Source organism: Mangrovibacter sp. MFB070, from assembly GCF_000705335.1.
In the GTDB taxonomy this organism is placed as follows: Bacteria; Pseudomonadota; Gammaproteobacteria; order Enterobacterales; family Enterobacteriaceae; genus Mangrovibacter; species Mangrovibacter plantisponsor.
Genome location: NZ_JJMI01000005.1, coordinates 1 through 23570, shown reverse-complemented (window position 1 = coordinate 23570; position 23570 = coordinate 1). Strand labels below are relative to the sequence as shown.

Here is a 23570-nt window from a genome sequence, read left to right as displayed (position 1 = left end):
ACATCCACACAAAATGCGAACGCTAAATGACAGAGATAGAGACCACTAATCTGGCCGGTTTTGAAGTTTTGCACGCGACTCCGGCTGGAAAGCGCCTCCAGCCTTTACCGACAATCATTTTCTGGCATGGTTACACTTCCTCGAAGCTGGTGTACAGCTACTTTGCTGTTGCACTGGCACAGGCTGGTTTTCGGGTGATTATGCCAGATGCACCGGAACACGGCGCACGCTTTCATGGTGATGAAGCAGGGCGTTTGCAGCATTTCTGGCAAATCCTTTATGGGAACATCCAGGAATACCCACTGTTGCGTGATGCCATTAACGCTAAAGGTTGGGTGGCAGACGGGCGGTTGGGTATCGCGGGGGCATCAATGGGTGCTATGACGGCATTAGCTGTGGCCGGGCATTACCCTGAAGTACGCTGTACCGCGAGCCTGATGGGCTCCGGGTTTTATCAGGCGCTTTCTCAATCATTGTTCCCACCTCCGTCACAACCGGATGCGGTGCTGGCCCCGTTGGCAGGCTATGAAGCCACACAATGCCTGGCACTTCTCGCCAGCCGGCCATTAATGCTCTGGCATGGTGAAGATGATGACCTGGTTCCTGCTGCAGAATCAAAACGCTTGTGGCAGTTACTGCAACAACAGCATCTGGATAGCAACCTGGTCTGCCACTGGGAATCTGGAGTAAAACACCGGATTACGCCGTATGCGCTGGATTCAACCTGCGATTTTTTCAGCCAGTCACTCTAATGTGGATTAACGCCGTGGGTGGGTAACGCCTGGCTCAGCGGGTGACGCTGTTGTTTGCTGCCCTGGTGCAAACTGGGGCATCGTTTCGCCGTGGTGGTTAATATAAATGACACCAGTACTCATCACGTCATCCATATTATGGCTGGGATCAGGCTGCGTGTTGATGGCTGCAACAGCAGGAAGCGATAACAACATGCCCGTTATCAGGGCTACCATTTTGGTTCTCATTCTGGGCTCCTTACGGCCTTTTTATAGCAAGGTGGCTCTCCTTTCTTCTGGGGGCGTTCTCTGTAAGATATTGTACTGCCTGCACTCTGTGCAGAAAGCGAACATTTCTGATAAACGTATTCAAAAAATTTCAGTCATCCTCTGTCTGTAACTTTAGTTCGCGCGGCAACACTGTTTTGGCGCTGTGTGCGTTTCCTCTGCGATTTATTTCTGTATGCCGCTTGTTATTAGCGCTCAACTTCCATAGAATGACGCGTCATTTTTCAGCCGTCTTAACACACGTTCCTTGCTTCCATGGGCTACGGCTGACCCTGACAGGAGGCTGAATAATCCGTAAGGAGCAATTCGATGCGTCATTACGAAATCGTTTTTATGGTCCATCCTGACCAGAGCGAACAGGTTCCGGGCATGATCGAGCGTTACACTGGTGCTATCACTGGTGCAGAAGGCACGATCCACCGTCTGGAAGACTGGGGCCGCCGTCAGCTGGCTTACCCGATCAACAAACTGCACAAAGCACACTACGTTCTGATGAACGTTGAAGCACCGCAGGAAGTTATCGATGAGCTGGAAACAAACTTCCGCTTCAACGATGCCGTTATCCGTAGCATGGTTATGCGTACCAAACACGCTGTAACTGAAGCTTCTCCGATGGTTAAAGCGAAAGACGAACGTCGTGAACGTCGCGATGATTTCGCTAACGAAGCCACAGAGAATGCTGCTGGGGATTCTGAAGAGTAATCGCTGATGGCTAACCGCCTGTCGTTGTCCGGCACTGTGTGCAGGGCACCTCTCAGAAAGGTCAGCCCATCAGGAATTCCTCACTGCCAGTTCGTGCTTGAGCACCGTTCAGTGCAGGAGGAAGCCGGGTTTAACCGGCAGGCGTGGTGCAGAATGCCAGTTATTATTAGCGGGCAGGCTCATCAGGCCATTACTCACAGTATAACGGTCGGCACGCAACTCACCGTACAGGGCTTTATTAGCTGCCATCAGGCGCGAAATGGTCTGAGTAAAGTGGTTTTGCATGCCGAGCAGATTGAATTGATAGATTCTGGAGACTAGCCAAATGGCACGTTATTTCCGTCGTCGCAAGTTCTGCCGTTTCACCGCGGAAGGCGTTCAAGAGATCGACTATAAAGATATCGCTACGCTGAAAAACTACATCACCGAAAGCGGTAAGATTGTCCCGAGCCGTATCACCGGTACTCGTGCAAAATACCAGCGTCAGCTGGCCCGTGCTATCAAGCGCGCGCGCTACCTGTCTCTGCTGCCGTACACTGATCGTCATCAGTAATCGGCCACGGTCAACCAATACGACTTTGAGAGGATAAGGTAATGCAAGTTATTCTGCTTGATAAAGTAGCAAACCTGGGTAGCCTGGGTGATCAGGTTAACGTTAAAGCTGGTTACGCACGTAACTTCCTGGTTCCGGCTGGTAAAGCTGTTCCGGCAACCAAGAAAAACATCGAGTTTTTCGAAACTCGTCGTGCTGAACTGGAAGCTAAACTGGCTGAAACGCTGGCTGCCGCTGAAGCTCGTGCAGAGAAAATCAATGCACTGGGCGTAGTTACCATCGCTTCTAAAGCTGGTGACGAAGGTAAACTGTTTGGTTCCATCGGTACTCGTGACATCGCTGACGCTGTAACTGCAGCTGGCGTTGACGTTGCGAAAAGCGAAGTTCGCCTGCCGAACGGCGTTCTGCGTACCACTGGTGACCATGAAGTTCACTTCCAGGTACACAGCGAAGTGTTTGCACAACTGAATGTAAACATCGTTGCTGAAGCGTAATTTACGCTGATGTACGCTAAAACGCCGGCTTATGCCGGCGTTTTGCTTTGTGATTCTTGCCTGTTTCCTGCCATTACATTATTAACCACACTGTTATTGCACACCTGCCAGTATGGTTTCCCCGCCTGGGTTAACGCGCCCGAATAAAATTACCGTTACTTTCGCGCGTAAAGAGTACCTGACGGTTATCACTGTCATTGACAATCAACCCCGTGACAACACCATTAGCATTCACTCTGACCTGTACTTGCTGGCCGCTTTGTAGTGAACTCAGGGGCTTGTCCGGCCCTTCGACATTCGCCATTGCATATACATCCGTGGGGGGCAGGTTATGATCGCGGAACAGTTGCGCCAGCGTTTTTCCCGGCTCTACTCGCCAGGTATGCCATTGTGCCTGGCCTGTTGTACTGTTGACTGTACTGTTGACTGTACTGTTCGTTGCCGTGCTGGTGGTCGCCGGAGTACGCCTTTCCCCGGAAGTACGCCCGGCGGTGCTATTCCCCGCTGCCTCAGATTCGTTATCTGGCTGAATACTCTCTTCTGGTGAACGCAGTACGGGTGTGGTTTGCACCGGTTGTGGCTCGTTGTAACGCGGTGGAGTGGTGACCACTGGCTGGCTGATGGCAGGAGATGTGCCTTGTGCCCCAGGTGTGGCGGGTGTGCTGCCGGGAAGGTTCAGCGGTGTTTCCCTTGATACCGGAGCAACAGATGTGTTGTCGGCCGGTAATAACACCCCAATAACAACCAGCGCGATACCGATAAGGATGCCCCGGCGGTGCATGGCTGGTAAAGGGTCCATTAGCCGGAAATCATCTGGTGCATGCCAGACCCGGTGAATCATGGCTTTTAATGCAAACTGGCCGGGCATGTCGCCTCCTGGTCCATCGTTAATGGATACGGTGTGGTGGCCTTAATATCCATTATCCTGTTTTATGAATGAAAGTACCCATCCACTGTCAGCCTGATATTATCCGCCGAAATTCCTTTCAGACAATCGCTGAATGCTTCCTAAGAGTATAGTTTGCTAACTGTTTGATGCGAGTGGAATAGTACGCATTCATGATAATTGTCGCATCAGGTAATTATTGAGGTTCACGGCAGACATTTTCCCTGTTCCCTTTTACCTCATGGGCTCTGGCTGTTATGCTGCCGAAGCGTCTGGCGGGTTCGCCAGAAATCTATGAAGATGAACAAACCATCAGTAAAGGAAAATTCATGACGACCCCTTCTTTTGACAGTGTTGAAGCGCAGGCAAGTTACGGTATTGGTCTGCAGGTTGGTCAACAACTGCGTGACTCCGGGCTGGAAGGTTTACTGCCTGAAGCGTTACTTGCTGGCCTGCGTGATGCGCTGGAAGGCAACGCACCTTCTGTACCGGTTGATGTCGTACACCGTGCGTTGCGTGAAGTCCACGAGCGTGCTGAAGCTGTACGCCGCGAACGCCAGCAGGAAATGGCGGCGGAAGGGCAAAAATACCTGGAAGAAAACCGTAACCGTGAAGGTGTCAGCAGCACTGAATCCGGTTTACAGTTCCGTGTACTGACGCAGGGTGAAGGCCCGATTCCTTCCCGTAAAGACCAGGTGCGTGTTCACTACACTGGTAAACTGATCGACGGTACTGTGTTCGACAGCTCCGTTGCCCGCGGTGAACCAGCCGAGTTCCCGGTTAGCGGCGTAATTGCTGGCTGGATTGAAGCGCTGACGCTGATGCCTGTTGGTTCCAAATGGGAACTGACCATTCCGCATAACCTGGCGTATGGTGAGCGTGGCGCAGGTGCATCTATTCCTCCGTTCAGCACCCTGGTTTTTGAAGTCGAATTACTGGAAATCCTGTAATCCTTCTCACGGCCCCGCTACGGCGGGGTTGTTTCATCTTCCCTTCTTTCCCCACGATTTTATCTTGCAAAAAACGCTATTGCGCGTATTTTTGTGAGGCGCTCCGCGTATCAATAAATACAAACCACACTCTAATAACAAATATTTAACCTATCCGCTAACTTCTCAGGTTATCCCCCGGCAGTGAGTCAACCGGGGTACACGTGTTGTTATTGATTAAGTAATTACCGACAGGCCGCAGAGCCTGAAATGACAGACAGGAAAATACTATGGTAGACCAGGTCAAGGTGGCCGAAACGGTGGAAACACCGCAGGAACAAACCCTTCAGCGACATCTCTCAAACCGACATATTCAGTTAATTGCCATTGGTGGCGCCATTGGCACCGGCTTATTTATGGGGTCGGGCAAAACGATAAGCCTCGCCGGGCCATCCATTATATTTGTGTATATGGTTATCGGCTTTATGTTGTTCTTCGTGATGCGGGCAATGGGCGAATTGCTGTTGTCGAATCTCGAATACAAGTCGTTCAGTGATTTTGCCGCAGATCTATTGGGCCCCTGGGCGGGTTATTTTACCGGCTGGACCTACTGGTTTTGCTGGGTGGTAACCGGTATTGCCGATGTGGTTGCCATTTCTGCGTATGCGCAATTCTGGTTCCCCGGGTTATCGGAATGGGTGGCGTCGCTGGCGGTGGTGATTGTGCTCTTGTCCCTGAACCTGGCAACGGTAAAAATGTTTGGCGAAATGGAGTTCTGGTTCGCCATGATAAAAATCGTTGCGATTGTTGCCCTGATTATTGTCGGTGCAGTCATGGTGTTTACTGGCTTTACTTCACCTTCGGGCGTAACTGCATCATTCAGCCACCTGTGGGCTGATGGTGGCTGGTTCCCTAAAGGCGTGAGTGGTTTCTTCGCCGGGTTCCAGATAGCCGTGTTCGCTTTTGTAGGGATTGAACTGGTGGGCACCACTGCGGCAGAAACTCACAACCCGGAAAAATCCCTGCCCCGGGCTATCAACTCCATCCCTCTGCGGATAATCATGTTCTATGTCTTTGCTCTGATCATGATTATGTCTGTTACACCCTGGCGCTCCGTTGTGCCATCAAAAAGCCCGTTTGTTGAGCTGTTTATGCTGGTTGGGTTACCCGCAGCTGCCAGCCTGATTAACTTTGTGGTGCTGACATCGGCGGCATCTTCCGCCAACAGCGGCGTATTTTCGACCAGCCGCATGTTATATGGCCTGGCGCAGGATGGTGTCGCGCCTGCCCGCTTTGCACGTTTGTCACGCCGTGCGGTTCCGGCTTCCGGGCTACTGTTTTCCTGCCTGTGTTTATTGGGCGGTGTTGTTCTGATTTACCTGATCCCGGATGTGATGACGGTATTCACTATGGTGACGACAGTGTCTGCCATTCTGTTTATGTTTGTCTGGAGCATCATTCTGTGTTCCTACCTGGTGTATCGCAAACAACGGCCGGAACTGCATGCGAAGTCGCAGTATAAGATGCCACTGGGTATTGTGATGTGCTGGGTCTGCCTGGCGTTTTTTGTGTTTGTGTTGGGGCTTTTGACACTGCAGGCAGATACGCGGCAGGCACTGATGGTGACACCTCTATGGTTTGTGGTACTGGCGATTGGCTGGCAGGTTACCGGGAAGAAACGCCTGGCCCGGGTTTAACAGGGTTGGGCATTTCACCACAGTAAATTAAGGCACCCGCGGGTGCCTTTTCCTACATTGAGTATTACTCGCCCGCCAGTGCACGCGGGAACAGGTTGTTATTTTCCAGGCTAATGTGATTCATCAGGTCGTCAATCAGCTCATTGATTCCGTTATACAGCGCCTTCCAGGTAGTACAGGCTTCCGGTGGTGCAACCACATTGTTTGTGACATGTTTGATAACTTCCAGCAGTTCTCCCGCCTCGCTATGCTCATGCTCCATCACGTTAACTGGCCCGGCACATTCCGGCCCACGGCCTTGTTTGATTAATGGAAACAACACGCGCTCTTCTTTGAGCATATGCTGGCCGAGTTCGTCATTAAGCATTGCCAGGTATTTTGCCAGGCCCTTAGGAACCGATGGCTTGCTGGCATGCACACGCTCGACTTTTTCGGCCTGTAAAATCAGTTCGGGTAACTGTTCCCGGTGGCGGTCATGGTAGCGCACCAGAATATGGTCGATGATGTCGCTAAGGGGCTCATCCACCCATGTCTGTGTATGCTGCTGCGTAGAAAGCACAGCCAACTCTGCCTCTATTACCGGTAAATCCAGCCCCTTGCGTTCAGCTGCCCGCTGCAGGGTTTGCTTGCCCCCACAACAAAAATCAAGGTCATAGCGGCGGAATAACGCAGAAGCGCGTGGAATGGTTAATGCCAGTTCGCCTAATGCCTGTTCCCGAAAATCCATAACATCACCTCGCACAGTTATTTTATAAGATGTATTTTAAATGCATCTTATTGAGCGTGTCCAGTGCCTGGTTTGTCTGCAAGGGAAAAGGTAAACCTTTGAATATCTCATAATGCAATTTTTCGTGGGAAATAAAGCGTTAAATTTGTGAGCCATGTTGCCGATATTGTTTGCAGACTACTCATTTATGAAGAAGCGAAGGCAAAAAATGTTTAAAAGAATCAAGGTGGTAACATTGCTTATTGCAGTGCTGGCTGTACTGGGGGCTATGCAATTAGTTTCTGCTGCTTTTTTTATGAAGGCACTAAACAACGACAAGGAAAATTTCTCGCTCGCGCAAATCTCTAACCAAAACGTTTATGCAATGACCGATGCCTGGATTAGCCTGAACCAGGCCCGGGTTACGCTGAACCGCGGTATGTTGCGGTTGCAGAGCAGTATGGCAAACACGATTAATGCAACAGACCTCAGCAGCCTGATAAATAAAAGCAACAGTTTGCTGAAAGAAGCAGATACCCATTTCCAGCATTACAAGAAGCTGCCCAATACCCCGGGCCTTGATCAGCAACTGACTGCTTCACTGGAAGCGGAATATGCCCGTTATTCCACAACACTGCAAACCATGACCACAATGCTGGGTAAAGGTGACCTGGAAGGCATGTATGCGCAAAAAGTTGAGCAAAAGCAGGTAGCCATGCAGGAAGTCTACAAAGACTGGCGCCAGGCTCAGGCTACACTCAGCAGTGAAGGGGCTAGTGAAAATAATGCCGATTATGCACGGATGATGTGGATTCTGGGGAGCGTCATAGTGATTGTGATTGCTGTGATTATTGCCAGTTGGTTTTCCCTCAAACGTGTATTGCTTCAGCCTCTTCATGCCGCAATGGAACACATTATGGCTATTGCCAGCGGGGATCTGACCCGGCGTATCCTGAGCGAAGGGCGTAGTGAGATGAGCCGCCTTTCCGGCAGTTTGCACCAAATGCAGCAGGCGTTGATTCAAACAGTCAGTTCCGTGCGCAGCAGTACCGATACAATTTTTATTGGCGCCAGCGAAATTGCCGCAGGCAGCAATGATCTTTCAGCCCGGACAGAGCAACAGGCCGCCGCACTGGAAGAAACCGCATCGAGCATGGAACAGCTTACCGCAACTGTAAAACAGAATGCGGATAATGCTCGCCAGGCAACACAGTTGGCGCGCAATGCTTCCGATACCGCACGCAAAGGCGGTGATGTGGTGAACAATGTGGTGAAAACCATGGACGAAATCGCCAGCAGTTCCAGCCAGATTGCACAGATAACCAATGTGATTGATGGTATTGCTTTCCAGACCAATATTCTGGCGCTGAATGCCGCCGTTGAAGCCGCCCGCGCGGGTGAGCAAGGGCGGGGGTTTGCTGTGGTGGCAGGTGAAGTACGCACCCTGGCCCAGCGCAGTGCTCAGGCGGCAAAAGAAATCAAAACCCTGATTGAAAGCTCTGGTGAACGGGTGCAGACCGGCAGTGGCCTGGTGCGTGAAGCGGGGGATACCATGCGTGAAATCGTCGGAGCGGTAACCCGGGTAACGGATATCATGGGTGAAATTTCTTCGGCTTCAGACGAGCAAAGCCACGGTATCGATCAGGTGAGCCTGGCTGTTTCCGAGATGGATAACGTAACGCAACAGAACGCATCACTGGTGGAAGAATCAGCTGCGGCTGTGAATGCGCTTGAACAACAGGCAGCACAGCTCAACCAGGTGGTTGCCGTATTCAAACTGCATAACAGCCAGCCAGTGACTGTAAAGGCCAAACCTCAGATTGCCGCGGTGGCTGCACCGAAACTGAGTGCTCAACCCGCTCCGGTTGCCGAAAATAATTGGGAAGCCTTTTAACCCGTAACTATCACTACCCCGGTGCCGCCAGGCGGTGTCACCGGGCTATTTCTCCAGTATGACCGGGGTTGCAACATTTTCTGGCACTGGAGGCGCAGGTTTGCTGCGTACCGCCATCACCACACCCAGCACCAGAAATGCAATGCCGCTCAGAGTGACCAGGGGCGGAATGCTGTGGCGCATTAAAAATGTGTACAGCAGACCAGAGAGTGTTTCAAACACAATCAATGGCCCGAGCACTACGGTGGGTAACCGCTGGCTTGCCTGGTTCCAGCACAGGGCGCCAACCCAGGAACACAGCACCGCAATTGCCATCATCAGCACGATAAACACATCCGGGCGCGGGCCAAAAGGGAGTGGAAAAGACACCGCCGTTGTTGATAACCACCAACACACGAATAGATAACCCGCCAGCGACACGGGCAGTGTCACCAGCGCCTGTGCCGTTGCCCACATCAGTGGGTGGTGTGCCGGGTTCTCTTTCAGCCAGCGCGCATTACGCAGTGCGTACCAGGTCCAGCAACCAACCGAAATTAGCGCCAGAACAATTCCGCTCAGATAATGCCACAGCGTAAAGTGAGGGAGCCCTTGTGAAAGCTCGGCAATATTGACGCAGATTAACCCCGCCAGCGTGCATACCAGCGCCGGGGCCATTCGTCTCCAGGGCAACTTGCCATCGCGTTTGCTGTACAGCAGGTTGGCAAACACAGGGATAACAACCGGTAATGTGCCGATGATCATGGTCGATACCGGTGCCCCGGTGCGCTGAATGGCACTGGCAAGGCACACGTAGTAAATCAGGTTTCCCATCATAGTAAGCCGCAAAGCAGCCCACCAGTCGCGTGGTGTGAGCTTACGTAACTGCTTACGCCCGGCCCAGGCTATAGGGAGTGCAATTACCCCTAACGCCAGGTAACGGCCCATCGACTGCAATGCAGCCGGGTATTCCGGCACAATTAACGGGCCAACAAAAATCAGCCCCCACATCAGCCCGGCAACCAATGCGTAAAGTACGCCCGCAAACATGCTTTCTCCTTTGTTCTGTCTGCGGTTACTCTGCCCGACAGCACCCAATGAAATATTGTATTAAATTGCGTTTTTAACGAGCCATCACCTGGCGTTGGTAACGCACGGGAGTCAGGCCATAACGCTGGCTAAACGCCCGGGTAAGATGAGACTGATCAGTAAGCCCTGTCGCACAGGCGACTTCTGCCGCGGGCATGCCTTGAGCCAAGAACAGCTTGGCGCGCCACAGGCGAATAGCCATCAACATCTGGTGTGGTGTGACATGGTATTGCGCTTTGAACTGGCGCAGAAAGTGGTAAGGGCTGAGTGCCGCCACCTGGGCAAGCTCCCCCAGTGTGACGGGCTGCATATAGTTATCATGCAGGTAGTGGCGTACCTGGTCAAAACGCGGTGCATTCACAGAACCCGGCGAACGACTGTGGCTGGCATATGGCCGGATAGTGTCAATCAGGTCCAGCAACAGGCCTTGCTGTGCGAGTGGCGTTTCGGCAGACCATAATGCCCCTATCAGCCTGCCAGTTTGTGCAGCACGTTGTGCGTCACAGCGCTCTACATCGTTAAACCACCATTGCTCAATACCCGTAATTTCTGCCAGTTGTACCGGTTCAAGGTAGATCATTCGGTAACGCCAGCCATCGGGGGTTGCGGCCTGGCCGGTATGCAGCTCGTCCGGATTCATCGTGACCAGTGAATTTACTGCGGCAACATAATGTGTTCCCCGGTAACGAAAGCGTTCAGCTCCGGTTTCAATGGTGCCAATTCCAAAGGCTTCGTGAGTATGAGGTTCGAAGGCGTAACGGGAAATGTGTGCGTGATATAACTCGACACCGGGAAGGGCAGGAAACTGGCGGAAACGGGCGGTGTCCCGCTCATCCGTAAAATGGTCTGGTACGCCCTGCACAGTTAACCTCGTTATATATCGCTGAGAAACAATCACTAAGTAACAATAAGTTTGCGCCGCAGGGGATGCCTGCGGCAACAGTGATTTTCACAGTATATAACTGTAATTTAACATTTACAGCGCATTTTTTAAGCTGGTCAGTAATGATGTCGTCGGGTGACCCGTTAACTTGCTGATTTGGTGGGTGTCATCAAACAGACCGCCTTTCGACGCACCGGTATCGGAATCTGCCAGAATTGCTGCAAATGGCCCTGGTAAACCAGCACCTTCCAGCAATGCCGCATAATCCGCTTCGCTCAGGTTCTGGTAAACCACCTGTTTGCCAGTGGTATCACTAATCAGTTTCGCCAGTTCAGACAGTGTCCAGGCTTCATCACCAGCCAGTTCGTATACTTTCCCTGCCTGGTTTTCCAGGCTCAGAACCTGGGCTGCCGCTTCGGCATAATCTTTACGGCTGGCAGAGGCAATTTTGCCTTCTCCGGCACACCCCGGGAAGACCCCGTGAGCCAGTGCCGCAGGTACACTCGCCATATAGTTTTCGGTGTACCAGCCATTGCGCAGCAGAACATGAGGCAGGCCAGAATCTGCCAGCATTTGCTCAGTTTCCCGGTGTTCCTGCGCCAGTTGTAGTGGTGAGCTGTCTGCATGCAGCAGGCTGGTGTACGCAAGCAGCGCCACTCCGGCTTGCACTGCAGCTTCAATCACATTGCGATGTTGTGCGGCACGCTGTCCCACCTCGCTGGAGGAAATCAGCAGTAATTTTTCGACACCCGCTAACGCAGCGCTCAGTGCGTTTTTGTCACTGTAATCAGCAACCCGTACCTGAATCCCTTTTTCCGCCAGGCTTTGTGCTTTGCTCTGGTTACGCACAATGGCAACCAGTGATTCGGGGTTATGTTTTTTCAGCAGCGCGGTTATCACTTCGTGGCCTAACTGCCCTGTCGCACCGGTAATTGCAATCATGATAAGTCTCCTGGTTTTCATACTGAGTGTGTGTCTGTTGCCAGAGCATAACAACTATGCTAACTTTTAGTAAGTACGTACAAAAAGGTAAGTATGAAATGGCGGATGTGAAACTTAAAACAGGCACGCTCAGTGAGCAGTTGCGTGAAGGTAATTTGTTTGCAGAAAAATGCCCTTCGCGGGAAGTGCTTAAGCATGTCACCAGCCGGTGGGGCGTGTTGATTCTGGTCGCCTTGCGAGATGGTACCCACCGTTTCAGTGATTTACGGCGCAGGATTGGCGGTGTGAGCGAAAAAATGCTGGCGCAAACACTGCAATGGCTGGAGGGCGACGGCTTTATCCATCGCCGTGCATTGCCGGTTATTCCTCCACATGTTGAATACAGCCTGACTCCGATGGGAGAGGAAGTGAGCGACAAAGTGTCTGCGCTGGCCGACTGGATAGAACAAAACCTGCCTGATGTACTGTCTTCCCGGCAGGGGCGCCAGTAGCGCCTGGGTGCCGTGAAGCACGCAGGCATCTCGTAGCGGGCTGTGCCAGGCTTATGCTTTATATGGCTGTTGTTTTTGACTGCCACCAATGTGGCCGTAGCCTGTGGGCGCACAATGCGGTATAAACAACACCATGTAAAAACAAGGTATTACAGCGCTAAAACCGTTTAGCGCTTAGCGTAAGAGGTGGATAATGTTAGAACAGATATGCCAGTTGGCGCGCGATGCCGGTGTGGCCATTATGGCGGTTTACCAGGGTGATAAACCTGTAGAGGAAACCCATAAAGCTGACAATTCCCCAGTGACCGCGGCAGATATTGCTGCACACAAAGTGATTCTGGCAGGCCTTCAGTCACTGACCCCCGATATCCCCGTGTTGTCCGAAGAAGCGCCTGCTGCCTGGAGTGAGCGCCAGCACTGGCAACGTTACTGGCTGGTGGACCCGCTGGATGGCACCAAAGAATTTCTCAAGCGCAATGGGGAATTTACGGTGAACATTGCACTGATTGAGCAAGGTAAACCGGTTCTGGGTGTGGTGTATGCTCCGGTGCTCAACGTCATGTACAGCGCAGCTAATGGGAAAGCCTGGAAAGAAGAGTGCGGTGTGCGCAAGCAAATTCAGGTACGTGAAGCACACCCGCCATTAGTGGTCATCAGCCGTTCCCATGCCGATGCCGAATTAACCGAATATCTGGAACAACTTGGCGAACACCAAACAACATCGATTGGTTCTTCGCTTAAGTTTTGCCTGGTGGCTGAAGGGGCCGCACAACTGTACCCACGTTTTGGGCCAACCAATGTCTGGGATACGGGCGCAGGCCACGCAGTTGCTGTTGCTGCCGGGGCTCAAGTGCATGACTGGCAGGGAAAAACCCTTGATTACACACCACGTGAATCATTCCTGAACCCCGGCTTCAGGGTCTCTATTTATTGAGCAACTGGTGCAGCAGGCTAATCACTTGCTGCACTTCCTGAGGTGTCAGCGCGCCATCTTTTACCCACGCTACATTCCCGGCCTTATCCAGCACAACAATGGCAGAGCTTTTTGGTTGTAAGCCCCAGGCTTTGCGAACCACGCCATCGCTGTCGACAATAAACTGCGACCAGGGGAACTGTTTCTTACTGTCTTCAATGCTGTTACGCACAAACAGACTGGTCCCAATGATTGCGTCATCAGTATTCACTATGCTGGTGGTCTGGTAGCGGTCTTTCGGCAGCCCGGCGTGCTTGATAGCTTCAATAAGCGGGTCATTCATCTCTTTTGCGGATGTCCGCCCGGCAAGATGCTGGACAACCCGTACTTTGCCGGCCAGTTGCGCACTATTCCACGGCTGATAACTGAACTGATCATTTTTCAGTAACAATTCCCCTTTATCGTTGACCCCCGTTGGTGGTACGCGTTGGTTTAACGTCAGGTTATGAGCCGATGTTACCAGGGGAAGCAGCAGCAGGGCGAATGCCAGCAGGTTGCTCAGTCTCATCATCGTTATCCTTTTGTTTTATTGCAGGTGATCGGACCAGATGGCCCTGAGCTTTAAGCATATCGGTTTTTTGTGATCCGCATTGGCAAAGACAGTGCCAGTTTGTGGGCGTGCGCACAATTTGACATGATTTTGAATACTTATACTGGGCAGTGTAGGGGTTTGCAAAGAATCCTCTGAAATACTGTCATAGAAAGGTAAAAATAATTATAGGCGCTAGGGCTTTCCTTACCCTTAGGCTATATTTAACAACGTTGTTTATTCCGCTCCTTAATACGACTGAGTCAGATTTGACTGTCGGAGGAGGCGGTATTGCAGGAGAAAGTAAAAAATGAAAATCTTTCAGCGTTACAACCCACTTCAGGTGGCTAAGTACGTAAAAATCCTGTTTCGTGGACGGTTGTACATCAAGGACATAGGTGCATTTGAATTTGATAAAGGTCGCATTCTTCTACCCAGGGTAAAAGATAAGCAACATTTAGCTATCATGTCTGAGGTCAACCGCCAGGTAACACGTTTACAGGCTGAAATGGCTTAGTTCCGGTAGCGCAGACAAAAAAACGGCCCTTGTGGGCCGTTTCTGTTTTTGTGCTTCGCTGGCCTGGCACATTCCCCCAGCCAGGCCGGGGAATGAGCAGAGCGTTATCAGGCAACGCTCTTGTCTGAGGAGTCAGGCAGTTTTGGTACCAGGGCGACGGGCTTGCTGTCCAGCCGGGTAACCAGTAACTGGTCAATGCGGAAGTTATCAATATCCACCACTTCAAACTTGTAGCCGGAATACTTCACCGCATCGGTTCGTTTGGGGATCTTGCGCAGCATAAACATCATGAACCCGCCAATGGTTTCATAATTATCTGACTGGGGAAATTCATCGATATCCAGTACGCGCATTACGTCATCAATCGGCGTCCCACCTTCAACCAGCCAGGAGTTTTCATCACGGGCAACAATTTGCTCTTCCATGCCCTGGCCTACCAGGTCACCCATCAGCGTGGTCATTACGTCGTTCAGCGTGATAATCCCAACTACCAGCGCGTACTCATTCATAATCACCGCGAAGTCTTCACCGGCGCTTTTGAAGCTTTCCAGCGCTTCAGACAGCGTCAGAGTATCCGGAACAATCAACACATTGCGGATATGCACACCGCTGGTCAGCATCAGGCTTTGGTTAACCAGCACACGGTTCAGCAGTTCTTTGGAATCGACATAGCCAATAATGTGGTCGATATCTTCGTTGCACACCAAAAACTTGGAGTGGGGGTGTTCTGCTACTTTGGTTTTGAGGCTGTGCTCATCTTCATGCAAATCGAACCAGATAATGTTCTCGCGAGATGTCATGGAAGAAGGCACGGTGCGGGATTCCAGTTCGAACACGTTCTCAATCAGCTCATGTTCTTGTTTACGCAGCACACCAGCCAGTGCGCCGGCTTCCACCACGGCATAAATATCGTCTGGCGTGATATCGTCTTTGCGCACCATTGGCAGTTTGAACAGGCGAAAAATTACGTTAGCCATGCCGTTGAAGAACCACACCAACGGGCGGAACACCAGCAGGCAGAAGCGCATGGGGTTGATTATCCGTAAGGCGACCGCTTCCGGCGCTATCATACCTATGCGTTTCGGGGTCAGATCTGCCAGCAGAATGAACATGCCGGTAACCAGTGAGAAAGAAAGAATAAAACTAAGTTGCTCTGACCACTCCGGCTCCATAAAACGGCTGAGCAGGCTCTTGAAGGCAGGTGAGAATGCTGCGTCACCAACAATACCGCCCAAAATAGCCACCGCGTTCAGGCCAATTTGCACCACGGTAAAGAACATGCCCGGGTTTTCCTGCATTTTCAAAACACGTTGCGCGTTCACGTTGCCTTCATCCGCCAGCAACTTGAGTTTTATTTTGCGGGATGCCGCCAGTGAAATCTCAGACAACGAGAAAAACGAACTGATGGCGATTAGACAGAGTATGACTAATATACTGTTTAACATATCTTATCCGGCGTAACGCCAGATCCTCGGAAGGGAAAGTTGATTATCCATGTGTCAGACACTAAAAACCGGCCCGTAAGCGCTGGGCCGGCAATTTCGTATTCAGTATAACCTAAGGGCAGCATGGCCTGCCAGCAGGCGATGATTTAACCAGTTTTCACGTAAAATTACCGTTGCGGTGGCAGGCAAACGCCAATTCCACCGAGCCCACAGTAACCTTCCGGGTTTTTATATAAGTATTGCTGATGTTCGTCTTCCGCATAGTAAAACGGTAACGCTGTGGCAATTTCTGTTGTTACTGCCCGGTTGTCATTTTGCGCCTTCATAGCAGACTGGAAACGCACCAGGCTGGCTTTCGCTGCGGCAGACTGCTGTTCTGTCACCGGGTAAATGGCCGAACGATACTGGGTTCCAATATCGTTACCCTGGCGCATCCCCTGAGCCGGGTCGTGGTTTTCCCAGAATATCTGCAGTAGCTGCTCATAGCTGATAACTGCCGGGTCATACACGACACGCACAGCTTCTGCGTGGCCGGTTTGCCCGGTGCACACTTCGCGGTAAGTTGGATTGGGGGTAAAACCACCAGTGTAACCTGCCGCTGTGCTGTATACCCCGGGCTGTTGCCAGAACAGGCGCTCCACACCCCAGAAGCACCCCATAGCGAATAATGCCACTTCCATACCATCCGGAACGTGGGTCATTGAGTGTTCATTAACCGCGTGTAACCTGGCGACGGGCATCGGAGTTTTGCGCCCGGGTAATGCTTGCGACTGTGCCACAGGCGTCGACTTGGTAAACAGATTTACCATGGTTTTCTCTCCACTTTTCAGAAACTGGACTGCCCTTGGGCGGTTGTCATGGGCATCGTATTTGCACACAATATACGCTTTGCATCCTGACGCGTTCATTTTTGTTACAGTGCGTCAACATAACGTACTGTCATAGCAAAAATTATCGGGTGCCTGTGTTTCGGGCTGGCTGTCTGCCAGCCAGTTACCGGCTCTCGTCGTGAGACAGCCATCAGGCGGATTGCAGTAAATACGGCTACGCTAACTAGTAGAAATATCAGGGCCGGTATCTGTTTTTCAACCTCAAATGTTGAGGTTTTGTTATGCCGCGGAGCGGTACATGTTTCATCCCAGGGGTGGGAACAAGGGAAGATCAGGAGAAAAAGTGCCTCATATCCGAATCATTTGTTGCGTAAGTTTGTTACTTACCAGCAGCCTGGCCAGTGCGGCCAGCGTACGTTTGCAAGTTGAAGGGTTATCGGGAGAATTGCAAAAAAACGTGCGCGCGCAGCTTTCAACCATTGAAAGTGATGAAGTTACGCCAGACCGCCGCTTTGAGGCTCGCGTGGATGATGCCATTCGCAAAGGGCTGCGGGCGCTGGGGTACTATGAACCGGTTATTGATTTTGATTTACAGCCGCCACCGAAAGTTGGCCGTCAGGTGCTCATTGCTAAAGTCACGCCAGGTGAACCGGTCAAAATTGGTGGCACTGAAGTGATTTTGCGCGGCGGGGCGAGCAAAGACCCGGATTACATCGCACTACTCAAAGACCGCCCGGCAAAGGGCACCATCCTGAACCATGAAACCTACGAAAACTTTAAAAAATCACTGACAACAGAAGCTTTACGTAAAGGTTACTTCGACAGCGATTTTAAAAAGAGCCAGTTAGGTGTCTCGCTGGGCAGACATGAAGCCTTTTGGGACATCGATTATGACAGTGGCCAGCGTTACCGTTTCGGCGCAGTAACCTTTGAAGGCTCACAAATTCGCGATGAATACCTGCAAAATTTGGTGCCTTTCAAAGAAGGGGATTACTACACCAGTAATGACCTTGCTGAACTGAACCGCAGGCTCTCTGCCACGGGCTGGTTTAATTCTGTGGTTGTGGCACCAGAGTTTGATAAATCCCGCAAAACTAAAGTATTGCCGCTTCAGGGTGTGGTTACACCGCGTACAGAAAACACGGTTGAAACCGGGATCGGTTACTCCACAGATGTGGGGCCACGTATCAAAGCGTCGTGGAAAAAGCCCTGGGTTAACAGCTATGGTCACAGCCTGACTACCAGTACCAGCCTGTCTGCGCCAGAGCAAACGCTGGACTTCAGTTACAAAGTCCCGTTGTTGAAAAGCCCGCTTGAACAGTACTACTTATGGCAGGGCGGGTTTAAACGCACAGACCTGAACGACACCAAAGCAGACTCCACCACGCTTGCGGTATCACGCTATTGGGAACTGGATACCGGCTGGCAACGGGCTCTGAACCTGCGCTGGAGCCTCGACCACTTTACACAGGCCAGTGTCACCAATACCACCATGTTGATTTACCCCGGTGTGAGTTTTAGCCGTACCCGTTCGCGTGGCGGGCTGATGCCAGTCTGGGGCGATTCCCAACGCTATTCTGTCGATATCTCTAACACCTCATGGGGTTCAGATGTTGATTTCCTGGTGATGCAGGCGCAAAACACCTGGATTCGTACCCTGGCAGAGCGCAACCGTTTTGTGATGCGTGGCTCTGTTGGCTGGATTGAAACCGGTGATTTCGACAAAGTTCCTCCTGATTTGCGTTTTTTCGCCGGGGGCGATCGCAGTATCCGTGGTTACTCGTACAAATCCATTTCCCCAAAAGACAGCGACGGTAAATTAATCGGGGCATCAAAAATGGTTACCGGCTCGCTGGAATACCAGTACAACGTAACGGGCAAGTGGTGGGGCGCAGTGTTTGTCGATTCAGGGGAAGCGGTAAGCGCCGTGGATGCGAATGATTTCAAAACTGGTGCAGGTTTTGGGGTGCGCTGGCAGTCGCCGGTTGGGCCCATTAAGTTAGACCTTGCCATGCCGGTGGGCGATAAAGAGGAACATGGCGTGCAGTTTTACATCGGTTTGGGGCCTGAATTATGAGTCGTTGGAAAAAAGTCAGCCTCGCCGTACTCCTGGTGGTGGTCTTTATTGTTGGTGCCGTGGGGTTCCTGGTGGGCACAACGCCTGGGTTGCATGTGCTGTTCAGTGCGGCAAACCGTTGGGTGCCCGGGTTGCATATTGGCAATGTCGAAGGGGGCTGGCGTAATCTCACGCTCAGCCAGATTCGCTATGAGCAGCCAGGTGTTGCCGTCAACGCCGGTCGCGTGCATTTGTCTGTCAGCCTGCGGTGCTTGTGGCACAGCAAATTTTGCGTCAATGACCTGGCGCTGAAAGACATCAATGTGGCAATCGACTCCAGCAAAATGCCGCCTTCAGCGCCGGTTCAGGAGGAAGAGAGCGGGCCGCTTAATTTAAGCATGCCTTATGCCATCACGTTATCGCGTATTGCGGTTGAAAACGTCAATGTCAGTATCGACGACACGGCTGTCTCGCTGGTGGCATTCCACAGTGGCGCCAACTGGGAAGGCCGCAACCTTACTATTACACCCACCACCCTTGAAGGCCTGTTGATAGCCTTGCCGAAAACGCCGCAAGGCGCGGCAAAAGCGGTGGCAGATGCCAAACAGGTGGTGGCAACCAGCAGCAAACAACCCACAGCCGAAACACAGCAAGTGCAGGAGCCACCACTGGGTGAAACGCTGGAAAAACTGTTTTCCAAACCGCTGCTGCCTGAAATGGCAAATGTCACGCTGCCGGTTAACCTCACCATTGCGCAATTTATCGGCACACAACTACGCCTGGCAGGTGACAGCGATGTCACGGTCAATAAACTCCTGCTGAAAGTGACGGGCACCGACGGGCACCTGAAACTCGATACCCTGGATGTCGATTCCAGTGAAGGGCTGGTAAATGCGAGTGGGCAGGCAACCCTCAGCGCCGACTGGCCGGTTGATCTTACCCTGAACGCTTCGTTGAATACGGCTCCGCTGAAAGGCGAGAAAATTAAACTCAACCTTAACGGTGGCCTGCGCAGCAAACTGGGGCTGGGCCTGAACCTTTCCGGCCCGGTAAACCTGGACGTCAGTGGCGAAACACAGCTGGCGCAAGCCGGGTTGCCGGTAAACCTCCAGGTGTCATCGCCACAGTTAGCCTGGCCGCTGGAAGGTGCGGCGCAATACCAGGTAAACGACCTTAAGCTGTCTCTTACCGGGAGCATGCGTGATTACCAGCTGAGCTTCGCTTCCCATGTGAAAGGCGACCAGCTTCCTCCGGCTACCGTTACGTTAAATGGCAAAGGCACCACACAACAGTTTGTGCTGGATAAACTGCGCATCGCGGCGCTGGAAGGGAATACTGATTTAACTGCAGTGGTCGACTGGAGCAAAGCAATAAGCTGGCACAGTGAACTGACTCTGGCGGGGATTAACACCGCGAAACAATACCCTGAATGGCCGTCCCGGGTGGACGGCGTGGTAAAAACCCGCGGCAGCCTGTATGGCGGCACATGGCAAATGTCTGTGCCGGAAATCGCCCTGAAAGGGAATGTGAAACAAAACCCGCTCAATATTGAAGGGAATTTGCGTGGCAACAGCTATATGCAGTGGCTGATCCCGAAACTGAACATCGCCTTAGGCCGCAATACCGTGGCAGTACAGGGTGAAGTGGATGCCAAAACACTGAAGCTCGACGCCAACATTGATGCGCCAGCGCTGGATAACGCGCTACCCGGTTTAGGTGGAACGGCAAAAGGGGTGGTGAAAGTGCGTGGCGATATGGCTGCGCCGCAACTCTTTGCTTCGATTCAGGCCCATCGCCTGCGCTGGCAGGCGCTTTCTGTCAGCTCCGTGAATGTGGATGGCGATGTCAGCTCGGGTGAACAAATTGGCGGGCACCTGAAAGTTCTGGTGGATAATATTACCCAGCCAGACCTGGCGATAACGCGTGTCGCGCTAAATGCAGAAGGCAACGAGAACCAACACCAGATGAAACTGGAGGTTTCCGGGGAGCCGGTTTCCGGCCATTTAAGCCTGAGTGGGCACTTTGACCGCCAGCAGGAACGCTGGCAGGGCACACTGAGCAATACCCGTTTTGACACACCGGTTGGCCCCTGGTCATTAACGCAGCCCGTATCGCTGGATTACCGCAACCAGGAGCAACGCATTGCGATAGGCGTGCATTGCTGGCGCAACCCTAATGCAGAACTTTGTGTACCTCAACCGATAGACGCCGGGCCCAGTGGCCGGGCGCGTATCAACCTGAACCGCTTCGACCTGGCGATGCTGAAAGACTTGCTGCCGGAAGGCACCAAAGCCTCGGGCGTATTCAGTGGCAACGCCGATGTCTCCTGGGACAGCAGTAAGCCAGGTTTACCGGAGGCGACCGTTCACTTGTCTGGTAAAGGGGTGAAAGTTAACCAGGAAATGAGCAACGGGCACCTGCCAGTGGAGTTTGACGCCCTGTCATTAAACGCGGCCGTACATAACGACCAGGTACAGGCAGACTGGCTGGTGCGCCTGGTCAACAATGGCCAACTGGATGGCAAACTCCAGGTAAGAGACCCCCAGGGGCGGCGGCAACTGTCTGGTAATGTCAACCTGACCAACTTTGCGCTGGATTTTCTGAACCCCATATTCACCGCAGGTGAAAAAGCGAATGGTAAGGTTAATGCCCGCCTGACACTGGGTGGCGATGCCCAAAAACCACAGTTATTCGGCCAGGTACGGTTGAGTGATTTAGGGTTGCAGGCCAACTTTATGCCGTTCGATATGCAGCCAAGCGATGTCACTATGGCTTTCACCGGGCAGCGTTCAACCCTGCAGGGCACGGTGCGGACATCCAAAGGGCAAATCAGCCTGAGTGGTTTTGCCGACTGGGCACAACTGGATAACTGGAAAGCGCAAATCGCCGCCAAAGGCAGCCGGGTGCGTATTACTGTGCCGCCAATGGTGCGTATGGATGTCTCGCCAGATATCGTGTTCGATGCCACGCCTTCGGTATTTATGCTCAATGGCAGTGTGGATGTGCCCTGGGCGCGTATTGTGGTGCATGATGTACCTGAAAGCGCAGTGGGTGTATCAGACGATGAAGTCATGCTGAATGACAACCTGCAGCCCATTGAGCCAAAAACTGCATCCATTCCGATTAACAGCAACCTGAAGATTCATATTGGCAACAATGTGCGTCTGGATGCCTTTGGCCTGAAAGCGCGGCTGGACGGTGACCTGAAAGTGGTTCAGGACAAACAAGGCCTGGGTCTGAATGGCCAGATTAATATTCCGGAAGGGCGCTTCCATGCCTACGGGCAGGATCTGATCGTGCGTAAAGGGATCCTGCTGTTCTCTGGCCCGCCGGATCAACCAACCCTTAATATTGAAGCGATTCGTAACCCGGATGCCACGGAAGACGATGTGGTTGCCGGGGTGCGGGTCACCGGGATGGCGGATGAACCGAAAGCGGAAATCTTCTCTGACCCAACTATGTCGCAGCAGGAAGCGTTGTCGTATTTGCTGCGTGGGCAGGGTTTGAGTAGTGAACAAGGTGATGGTGCAGCAATGACTTCCATGTTAATTGGAATGGGGGTTGCACAAAGTGGGCAGGTTGTGGGTAAAATCGGAGAGACATTTGGCGTCAAAAACTTGTCGCTGGATACCACCGGTGCGGGGGATTCCTCTCAGGTGGTGGTCAGCGGTTATGTACTGCCGGGTCTGCAAGTGAAATACGGGGTAGGTATCTTTGACTCACTGGCAACGCTCACATTGCGTTACCGGCTGATGCCTAAACTGTATCTGGAAGCGGTGTCTGGGGTTGATCAGGCGCTCGATTTGCTCTATCAGTTTGAGTTTTAGCAATGCGAATATTTGTTTACGGCAGTTTACGACGCAAACAAGGTAACAGTCACTGGATGACCAACGCGCAGTGGTTGGGCGATCATACAGTAGAACATTATCAGTTATACAGTGTGGGGCATTATCCTGGCGCAGTGCCGGGAGAAGGAACCGTATTTGGTGAAGTATACCGTATTGATGCTTCCACTCTGGCTGAACTGGATGCGTTGCGTACCAAAGCGGGGGAATACAGCCGGCAGTTGATTCAAACGCCGTTTGGTTCCGCCTGGATGTATGTTTACCAGCGCCCTGTTGAAGGGCTCACTTACATTGAAACCGGTAACTGGCTGGACAGAGATCAATTCAGGTAACCCGCCGGTAGTACCGTTGTGTAAGTTCACTACAAAAACACCGCCAGAATTCTGGCGGTGTTTTTTTACTGCTTCGCGTTTACCCACCCGACCTCAGTCACTTTCACTTCACCGTACAGTACTTTTAATAACGGCAGTGGTATACCAGCAAACGATGGCTGGTTGTTATCAGTAATATCTGAGCGATTATTCTTATCTATTTTTATGTTAAACATCAAATAAACAAATGCCATTATTAATATCTTCCTTTGCTACTCATTTCCCTTATATTTCCGTTGAATGTGATTTTAAATCCAATAAAGATTTCTGTTTAATTTATTGATTTTATTGTTTTTTGTTTTTCCATTCCTAACAAATTGATCGACTTCGGCGATCAGTTTTCTTATATTGATCGTTATGCCTATCAATGCCCGCTTCTGTGCTGAACAAACCAATTATCTTTTCCCGCCCGTAGTCCTTATAACTGCGCCCGCAAAACCGGTGCGTTTTTTTTCACCGGTTGCTTAATTTCTTTTGTTTTTTGGCCGCCTTTAATGACCAGAGGCCGGAGCGTTTTCCCGGAAATGGCACCTGGCTGGTGGCCCCACAAATAAGGACAGTTTGATGAAAAACAAAACCGCAGCACTCAGCGCGCTTTCGGTGTGTATTTCCCTGGCACTGAACGGCCAGGCTTTTGCACAAACCCCGCTTCCGGCAACGGTTGCCCCCACAGAAAACCTGGAATGCCCGGCAGACCTGAGCCTGCTTACCCCTGAAGAGCAGGCGGCACTGGCGGAACAGTG

Annotated in this window: 24 protein-coding genes; 14 read left to right on the top strand and 10 right to left on the bottom strand. The window is 51.9% G+C overall.

Translation table 11 applies throughout. The annotated features are described in order from the left end of the window. Positions 1 to 26 precede the first annotated feature (26 nt). Positions 27 to 752, top strand: a complete 726-nt coding sequence (gene yjfP / locus DT73_RS01925; RefSeq protein WP_036103116.1) for an esterase — start codon at positions 27 to 29, stop codon at positions 750 to 752. Positions 753 to 758: 6 nt separating this feature from the next. Here the strand turns inward: yjfP and DT73_RS01920 are convergent, their stop codons facing one another. Beyond that, positions 759 to 980, bottom strand: a complete 222-nt coding sequence (locus tag DT73_RS01920; protein ID WP_036103115.1) for a hypothetical protein — start codon at positions 978 to 980, stop codon at positions 759 to 761. Between the two features lie 348 nt (positions 981 to 1328). On the opposite strand from DT73_RS01920, the gene rpsF reads away from it, so the two are divergent. Genes rpsF through rplI form a run of 4 tightly spaced genes read left to right on the top strand, consistent with a single transcriptional unit; the run spans position 1329 to position 2768 of the window. Then, on the top strand, positions 1329 to 1721 hold the full coding sequence (gene rpsF / locus DT73_RS01915) for a 30S ribosomal protein S6 (protein WP_036103112.1): 393 nt from the start codon (positions 1329 to 1331) through the stop codon (positions 1719 to 1721). A gap of 6 nt (positions 1722 to 1727) precedes the next feature. Further along, complete coding sequence (gene priB / locus DT73_RS25300; RefSeq protein ID WP_072006889.1) at positions 1728 to 2042, top strand: primosomal replication protein N; 315 nt, start codon at positions 1728 to 1730, stop codon at positions 2040 to 2042. 4 nt (positions 2043 to 2046) lie between these two features. Further along, positions 2047 to 2274 (top strand): 30S ribosomal protein S18, encoded by a 228-nt coding sequence (gene rpsR / locus DT73_RS01910; RefSeq protein ID WP_000135199.1) that lies wholly within the window; start codon positions 2047 to 2049, stop codon positions 2272 to 2274. Between the two features lie 41 nt (positions 2275 to 2315). Beyond that, on the top strand, positions 2316 to 2768 hold the full coding sequence (gene rplI, locus DT73_RS01905; RefSeq protein ID WP_036103104.1) for a 50S ribosomal protein L9: 453 nt from the start codon (positions 2316 to 2318) through the stop codon (positions 2766 to 2768). Between the two features lie 130 nt (positions 2769 to 2898). On the opposite strand, the gene DT73_RS01900 is transcribed toward rplI, so the two are convergent. Next, positions 2899 to 3636: a LysM-like peptidoglycan-binding domain-containing protein gene (locus tag DT73_RS01900; protein ID WP_036103101.1), complete on the bottom strand. Its 738-nt coding sequence runs from the start codon at positions 3634 to 3636 to the stop codon at positions 2899 to 2901. Between the two features lie 347 nt (positions 3637 to 3983). Here DT73_RS01900 and fklB point away from each other — a divergent pair, with 347 nt between their 5' ends. Together fklB and cycA are read left to right on the top strand one after the other, a co-directional pair. Then, the gene (gene fklB / locus DT73_RS01895) at positions 3984 to 4604 is read left to right on the top strand and encodes an FKBP-type peptidyl-prolyl cis-trans isomerase (protein WP_036103501.1); all 621 of its coding nucleotides are present in this window, start codon (positions 3984 to 3986) and stop codon (positions 4602 to 4604) included. Between the two features lie 269 nt (positions 4605 to 4873). Then, complete coding sequence (gene cycA, locus DT73_RS01890) at positions 4874 to 6280, top strand: D-serine/D-alanine/glycine transporter (protein WP_036103100.1); 1407 nt, start codon at positions 4874 to 4876, stop codon at positions 6278 to 6280. 64 nt (positions 6281 to 6344) lie between these two features. On the opposite strand, the gene ytfE is transcribed toward cycA, so the two are convergent. Continuing rightward, positions 6345 to 7007: an iron-sulfur cluster repair protein YtfE gene (ytfE, locus tag DT73_RS01885; protein WP_036103098.1), complete on the bottom strand. Its 663-nt coding sequence runs from the start codon at positions 7005 to 7007 to the stop codon at positions 6345 to 6347. A 208-nt stretch (positions 7008 to 7215) separates the two neighbouring features. Between ytfE and DT73_RS01880 the strand changes: the two genes are divergently transcribed. Then, positions 7216 to 8880 (top strand): methyl-accepting chemotaxis protein, encoded by a 1665-nt coding sequence (locus tag DT73_RS01880; protein WP_036103096.1) that lies wholly within the window; start codon positions 7216 to 7218, stop codon positions 8878 to 8880. Between the two features lie 45 nt (positions 8881 to 8925). Here the strand turns inward: DT73_RS01880 and DT73_RS01875 are convergent, their stop codons facing one another. The 3 genes from DT73_RS01875 to DT73_RS01865 form a co-directional block, all read right to left on the bottom strand. Beyond that, on the bottom strand, positions 8926 to 9906 hold the full coding sequence (locus DT73_RS01875; protein ID WP_036103094.1) for a DMT family transporter: 981 nt from the start codon (positions 9904 to 9906) through the stop codon (positions 8926 to 8928). A 73-nt stretch (positions 9907 to 9979) separates the two neighbouring features. Beyond that, complete coding sequence (locus DT73_RS01870; protein ID WP_036103092.1) at positions 9980 to 10807, bottom strand: AraC family transcriptional regulator; 828 nt, start codon at positions 10805 to 10807, stop codon at positions 9980 to 9982. A gap of 114 nt (positions 10808 to 10921) precedes the next feature. Further along, positions 10922 to 11770 carry an SDR family oxidoreductase gene (locus DT73_RS01865; protein ID WP_036103090.1) on the bottom strand — a complete coding sequence of 283 codons (849 nt, stop codon included), beginning with the start codon at positions 11768 to 11770 and terminating at the stop codon, positions 10922 to 10924. A gap of 98 nt (positions 11771 to 11868) precedes the next feature. Here DT73_RS01865 and DT73_RS01860 point away from each other — a divergent pair, with 98 nt between their 5' ends. Both DT73_RS01860 and cysQ read left to right on the top strand, forming a co-directional pair. Beyond that, entirely contained in the window at positions 11869 to 12261 is a 393-nt protein-coding gene (locus DT73_RS01860; protein WP_036103088.1) for a helix-turn-helix domain-containing protein, read from the top strand. A 193-nt stretch (positions 12262 to 12454) separates the two neighbouring features. Beyond that, positions 12455 to 13195 (top strand): 3'(2'),5'-bisphosphate nucleotidase CysQ, encoded by a 741-nt coding sequence (cysQ, locus tag DT73_RS01855; RefSeq protein WP_036103085.1) that lies wholly within the window; start codon positions 12455 to 12457, stop codon positions 13193 to 13195. Here cysQ and DT73_RS01850 read toward each other — a convergent pair. Further along, positions 13185 to 13742 carry a YtfJ family protein gene (locus DT73_RS01850; protein ID WP_036103083.1) on the bottom strand — a complete coding sequence of 186 codons (558 nt, stop codon included), beginning with the start codon at positions 13740 to 13742 and terminating at the stop codon, positions 13185 to 13187. The two genes, cysQ and DT73_RS01850, sit on opposite strands and share 11 nt — an antisense overlap. Before the next feature lie 331 nt (positions 13743 to 14073). Here DT73_RS01850 and DT73_RS01845 point away from each other — a divergent pair, with 331 nt between their 5' ends. Further along, the gene (locus tag DT73_RS01845; protein ID WP_036103080.1) at positions 14074 to 14280 is read left to right on the top strand and encodes a DUF1107 domain-containing protein; all 207 of its coding nucleotides are present in this window, start codon (positions 14074 to 14076) and stop codon (positions 14278 to 14280) included. 107 nt (positions 14281 to 14387) lie between these two features. Here the strand turns inward: DT73_RS01845 and DT73_RS01840 are convergent, their stop codons facing one another. Beyond that, positions 14388 to 15725, bottom strand: a complete 1338-nt coding sequence (locus DT73_RS01840) for a hemolysin family protein (RefSeq protein ID WP_036103079.1) — start codon at positions 15723 to 15725, stop codon at positions 14388 to 14390. A gap of 167 nt (positions 15726 to 15892) precedes the next feature. Next, positions 15893 to 16534, bottom strand: a complete 642-nt coding sequence (gene msrA, locus DT73_RS01835) for a peptide-methionine (S)-S-oxide reductase MsrA (protein ID WP_036103076.1) — start codon at positions 16532 to 16534, stop codon at positions 15893 to 15895. A gap of 364 nt (positions 16535 to 16898) precedes the next feature. Here msrA and tamA point away from each other — a divergent pair, with 364 nt between their 5' ends. Genes tamA through DT73_RS01820 form a run of 3 tightly spaced genes read left to right on the top strand, consistent with a single transcriptional unit; the run spans position 16899 to position 22788 of the window. After that, on the top strand, positions 16899 to 18632 hold the full coding sequence (tamA, locus tag DT73_RS01830) for an autotransporter assembly complex protein TamA (protein ID WP_036103073.1): 1734 nt from the start codon (positions 16899 to 16901) through the stop codon (positions 18630 to 18632). After that, on the top strand, positions 18629 to 22438 hold the full coding sequence (locus DT73_RS01825) for a translocation/assembly module TamB domain-containing protein (RefSeq protein WP_036103072.1): 3810 nt from the start codon (positions 18629 to 18631) through the stop codon (positions 22436 to 22438). The genes tamA and DT73_RS01825 overlap by 4 nt, the downstream gene beginning before the upstream one ends. A 2-nt stretch (positions 22439 to 22440) precedes the next feature. Further along, the gene (locus DT73_RS01820; RefSeq protein WP_036103069.1) at positions 22441 to 22788 is read left to right on the top strand and encodes a gamma-glutamylcyclotransferase; all 348 of its coding nucleotides are present in this window, start codon (positions 22441 to 22443) and stop codon (positions 22786 to 22788) included. A 65-nt stretch (positions 22789 to 22853) separates the two neighbouring features. On the opposite strand, the gene DT73_RS26380 is transcribed toward DT73_RS01820, so the two are convergent. After that, the gene (locus DT73_RS26380; RefSeq protein WP_160173948.1) at positions 22854 to 23021 is read right to left on the bottom strand and encodes a hypothetical protein; all 168 of its coding nucleotides are present in this window, start codon (positions 23019 to 23021) and stop codon (positions 22854 to 22856) included. Positions 23022 to 23570 lie beyond the last annotated feature (549 nt).

Coding starts and splice junctions, on each gene's coding strand:
- DT73_RS01840 (WP_036103079.1), bottom strand. CDS start 15,725: ATGTTAAACAGTATATTAGTCATACTCTGTCTAATCGCCATCAGTTCG.
- priB (WP_072006889.1), top strand. CDS start 1,728: ATGGCTAACCGCCTGTCGTTGTCCGGCACTGTGTGCAGGGCACCTCTC.
- DT73_RS26380 (WP_160173948.1), bottom strand. CDS start 23,021: ATGGCATTTGTTTATTTGATGTTTAACATAAAAATAGATAAGAATAAT.
- DT73_RS01860 (WP_036103088.1), top strand. CDS start 11,869: ATGGCGGATGTGAAACTTAAAACAGGCACGCTCAGTGAGCAGTTGCGT.
- cysQ (WP_036103085.1), top strand. CDS start 12,455: ATGTTAGAACAGATATGCCAGTTGGCGCGCGATGCCGGTGTGGCCATT.
- DT73_RS01900 (WP_036103101.1), bottom strand. CDS start 3,636: ATGCCCGGCCAGTTTGCATTAAAAGCCATGATTCACCGGGTCTGGCAT.
- DT73_RS01820 (WP_036103069.1), top strand. CDS start 22,441: ATGCGAATATTTGTTTACGGCAGTTTACGACGCAAACAAGGTAACAGT.
- rpsR (WP_000135199.1), top strand. CDS start 2,047: ATGGCACGTTATTTCCGTCGTCGCAAGTTCTGCCGTTTCACCGCGGAA.
- fklB (WP_036103501.1), top strand. CDS start 3,984: ATGACGACCCCTTCTTTTGACAGTGTTGAAGCGCAGGCAAGTTACGGT.
- cycA (WP_036103100.1), top strand. CDS start 4,874: ATGGTAGACCAGGTCAAGGTGGCCGAAACGGTGGAAACACCGCAGGAA.
- ytfE (WP_036103098.1), bottom strand. CDS start 7,007: ATGGATTTTCGGGAACAGGCATTAGGCGAACTGGCATTAACCATTCCA.
- rpsF (WP_036103112.1), top strand. CDS start 1,329: ATGCGTCATTACGAAATCGTTTTTATGGTCCATCCTGACCAGAGCGAA.
- DT73_RS01850 (WP_036103083.1), bottom strand. CDS start 13,742: ATGAGACTGAGCAACCTGCTGGCATTCGCCCTGCTGCTGCTTCCCCTG.
- DT73_RS01865 (WP_036103090.1), bottom strand. CDS start 11,770: ATGATTGCAATTACCGGTGCGACAGGGCAGTTAGGCCACGAAGTGATA.
- yjfP (WP_036103116.1), top strand. CDS start 27: ATGACAGAGATAGAGACCACTAATCTGGCCGGTTTTGAAGTTTTGCAC.
- DT73_RS01880 (WP_036103096.1), top strand. CDS start 7,216: ATGTTTAAAAGAATCAAGGTGGTAACATTGCTTATTGCAGTGCTGGCT.
- msrA (WP_036103076.1), bottom strand. CDS start 16,534: ATGGTAAATCTGTTTACCAAGTCGACGCCTGTGGCACAGTCGCAAGCA.
- DT73_RS01825 (WP_036103072.1), top strand. CDS start 18,629: ATGAGTCGTTGGAAAAAAGTCAGCCTCGCCGTACTCCTGGTGGTGGTC.
- DT73_RS01920 (WP_036103115.1), bottom strand. CDS start 980: ATGAGAACCAAAATGGTAGCCCTGATAACGGGCATGTTGTTATCGCTT.
- rplI (WP_036103104.1), top strand. CDS start 2,316: ATGCAAGTTATTCTGCTTGATAAAGTAGCAAACCTGGGTAGCCTGGGT.
- DT73_RS01875 (WP_036103094.1), bottom strand. CDS start 9,906: ATGTTTGCGGGCGTACTTTACGCATTGGTTGCCGGGCTGATGTGGGGG.
- DT73_RS01845 (WP_036103080.1), top strand. CDS start 14,074: ATGAAAATCTTTCAGCGTTACAACCCACTTCAGGTGGCTAAGTACGTA.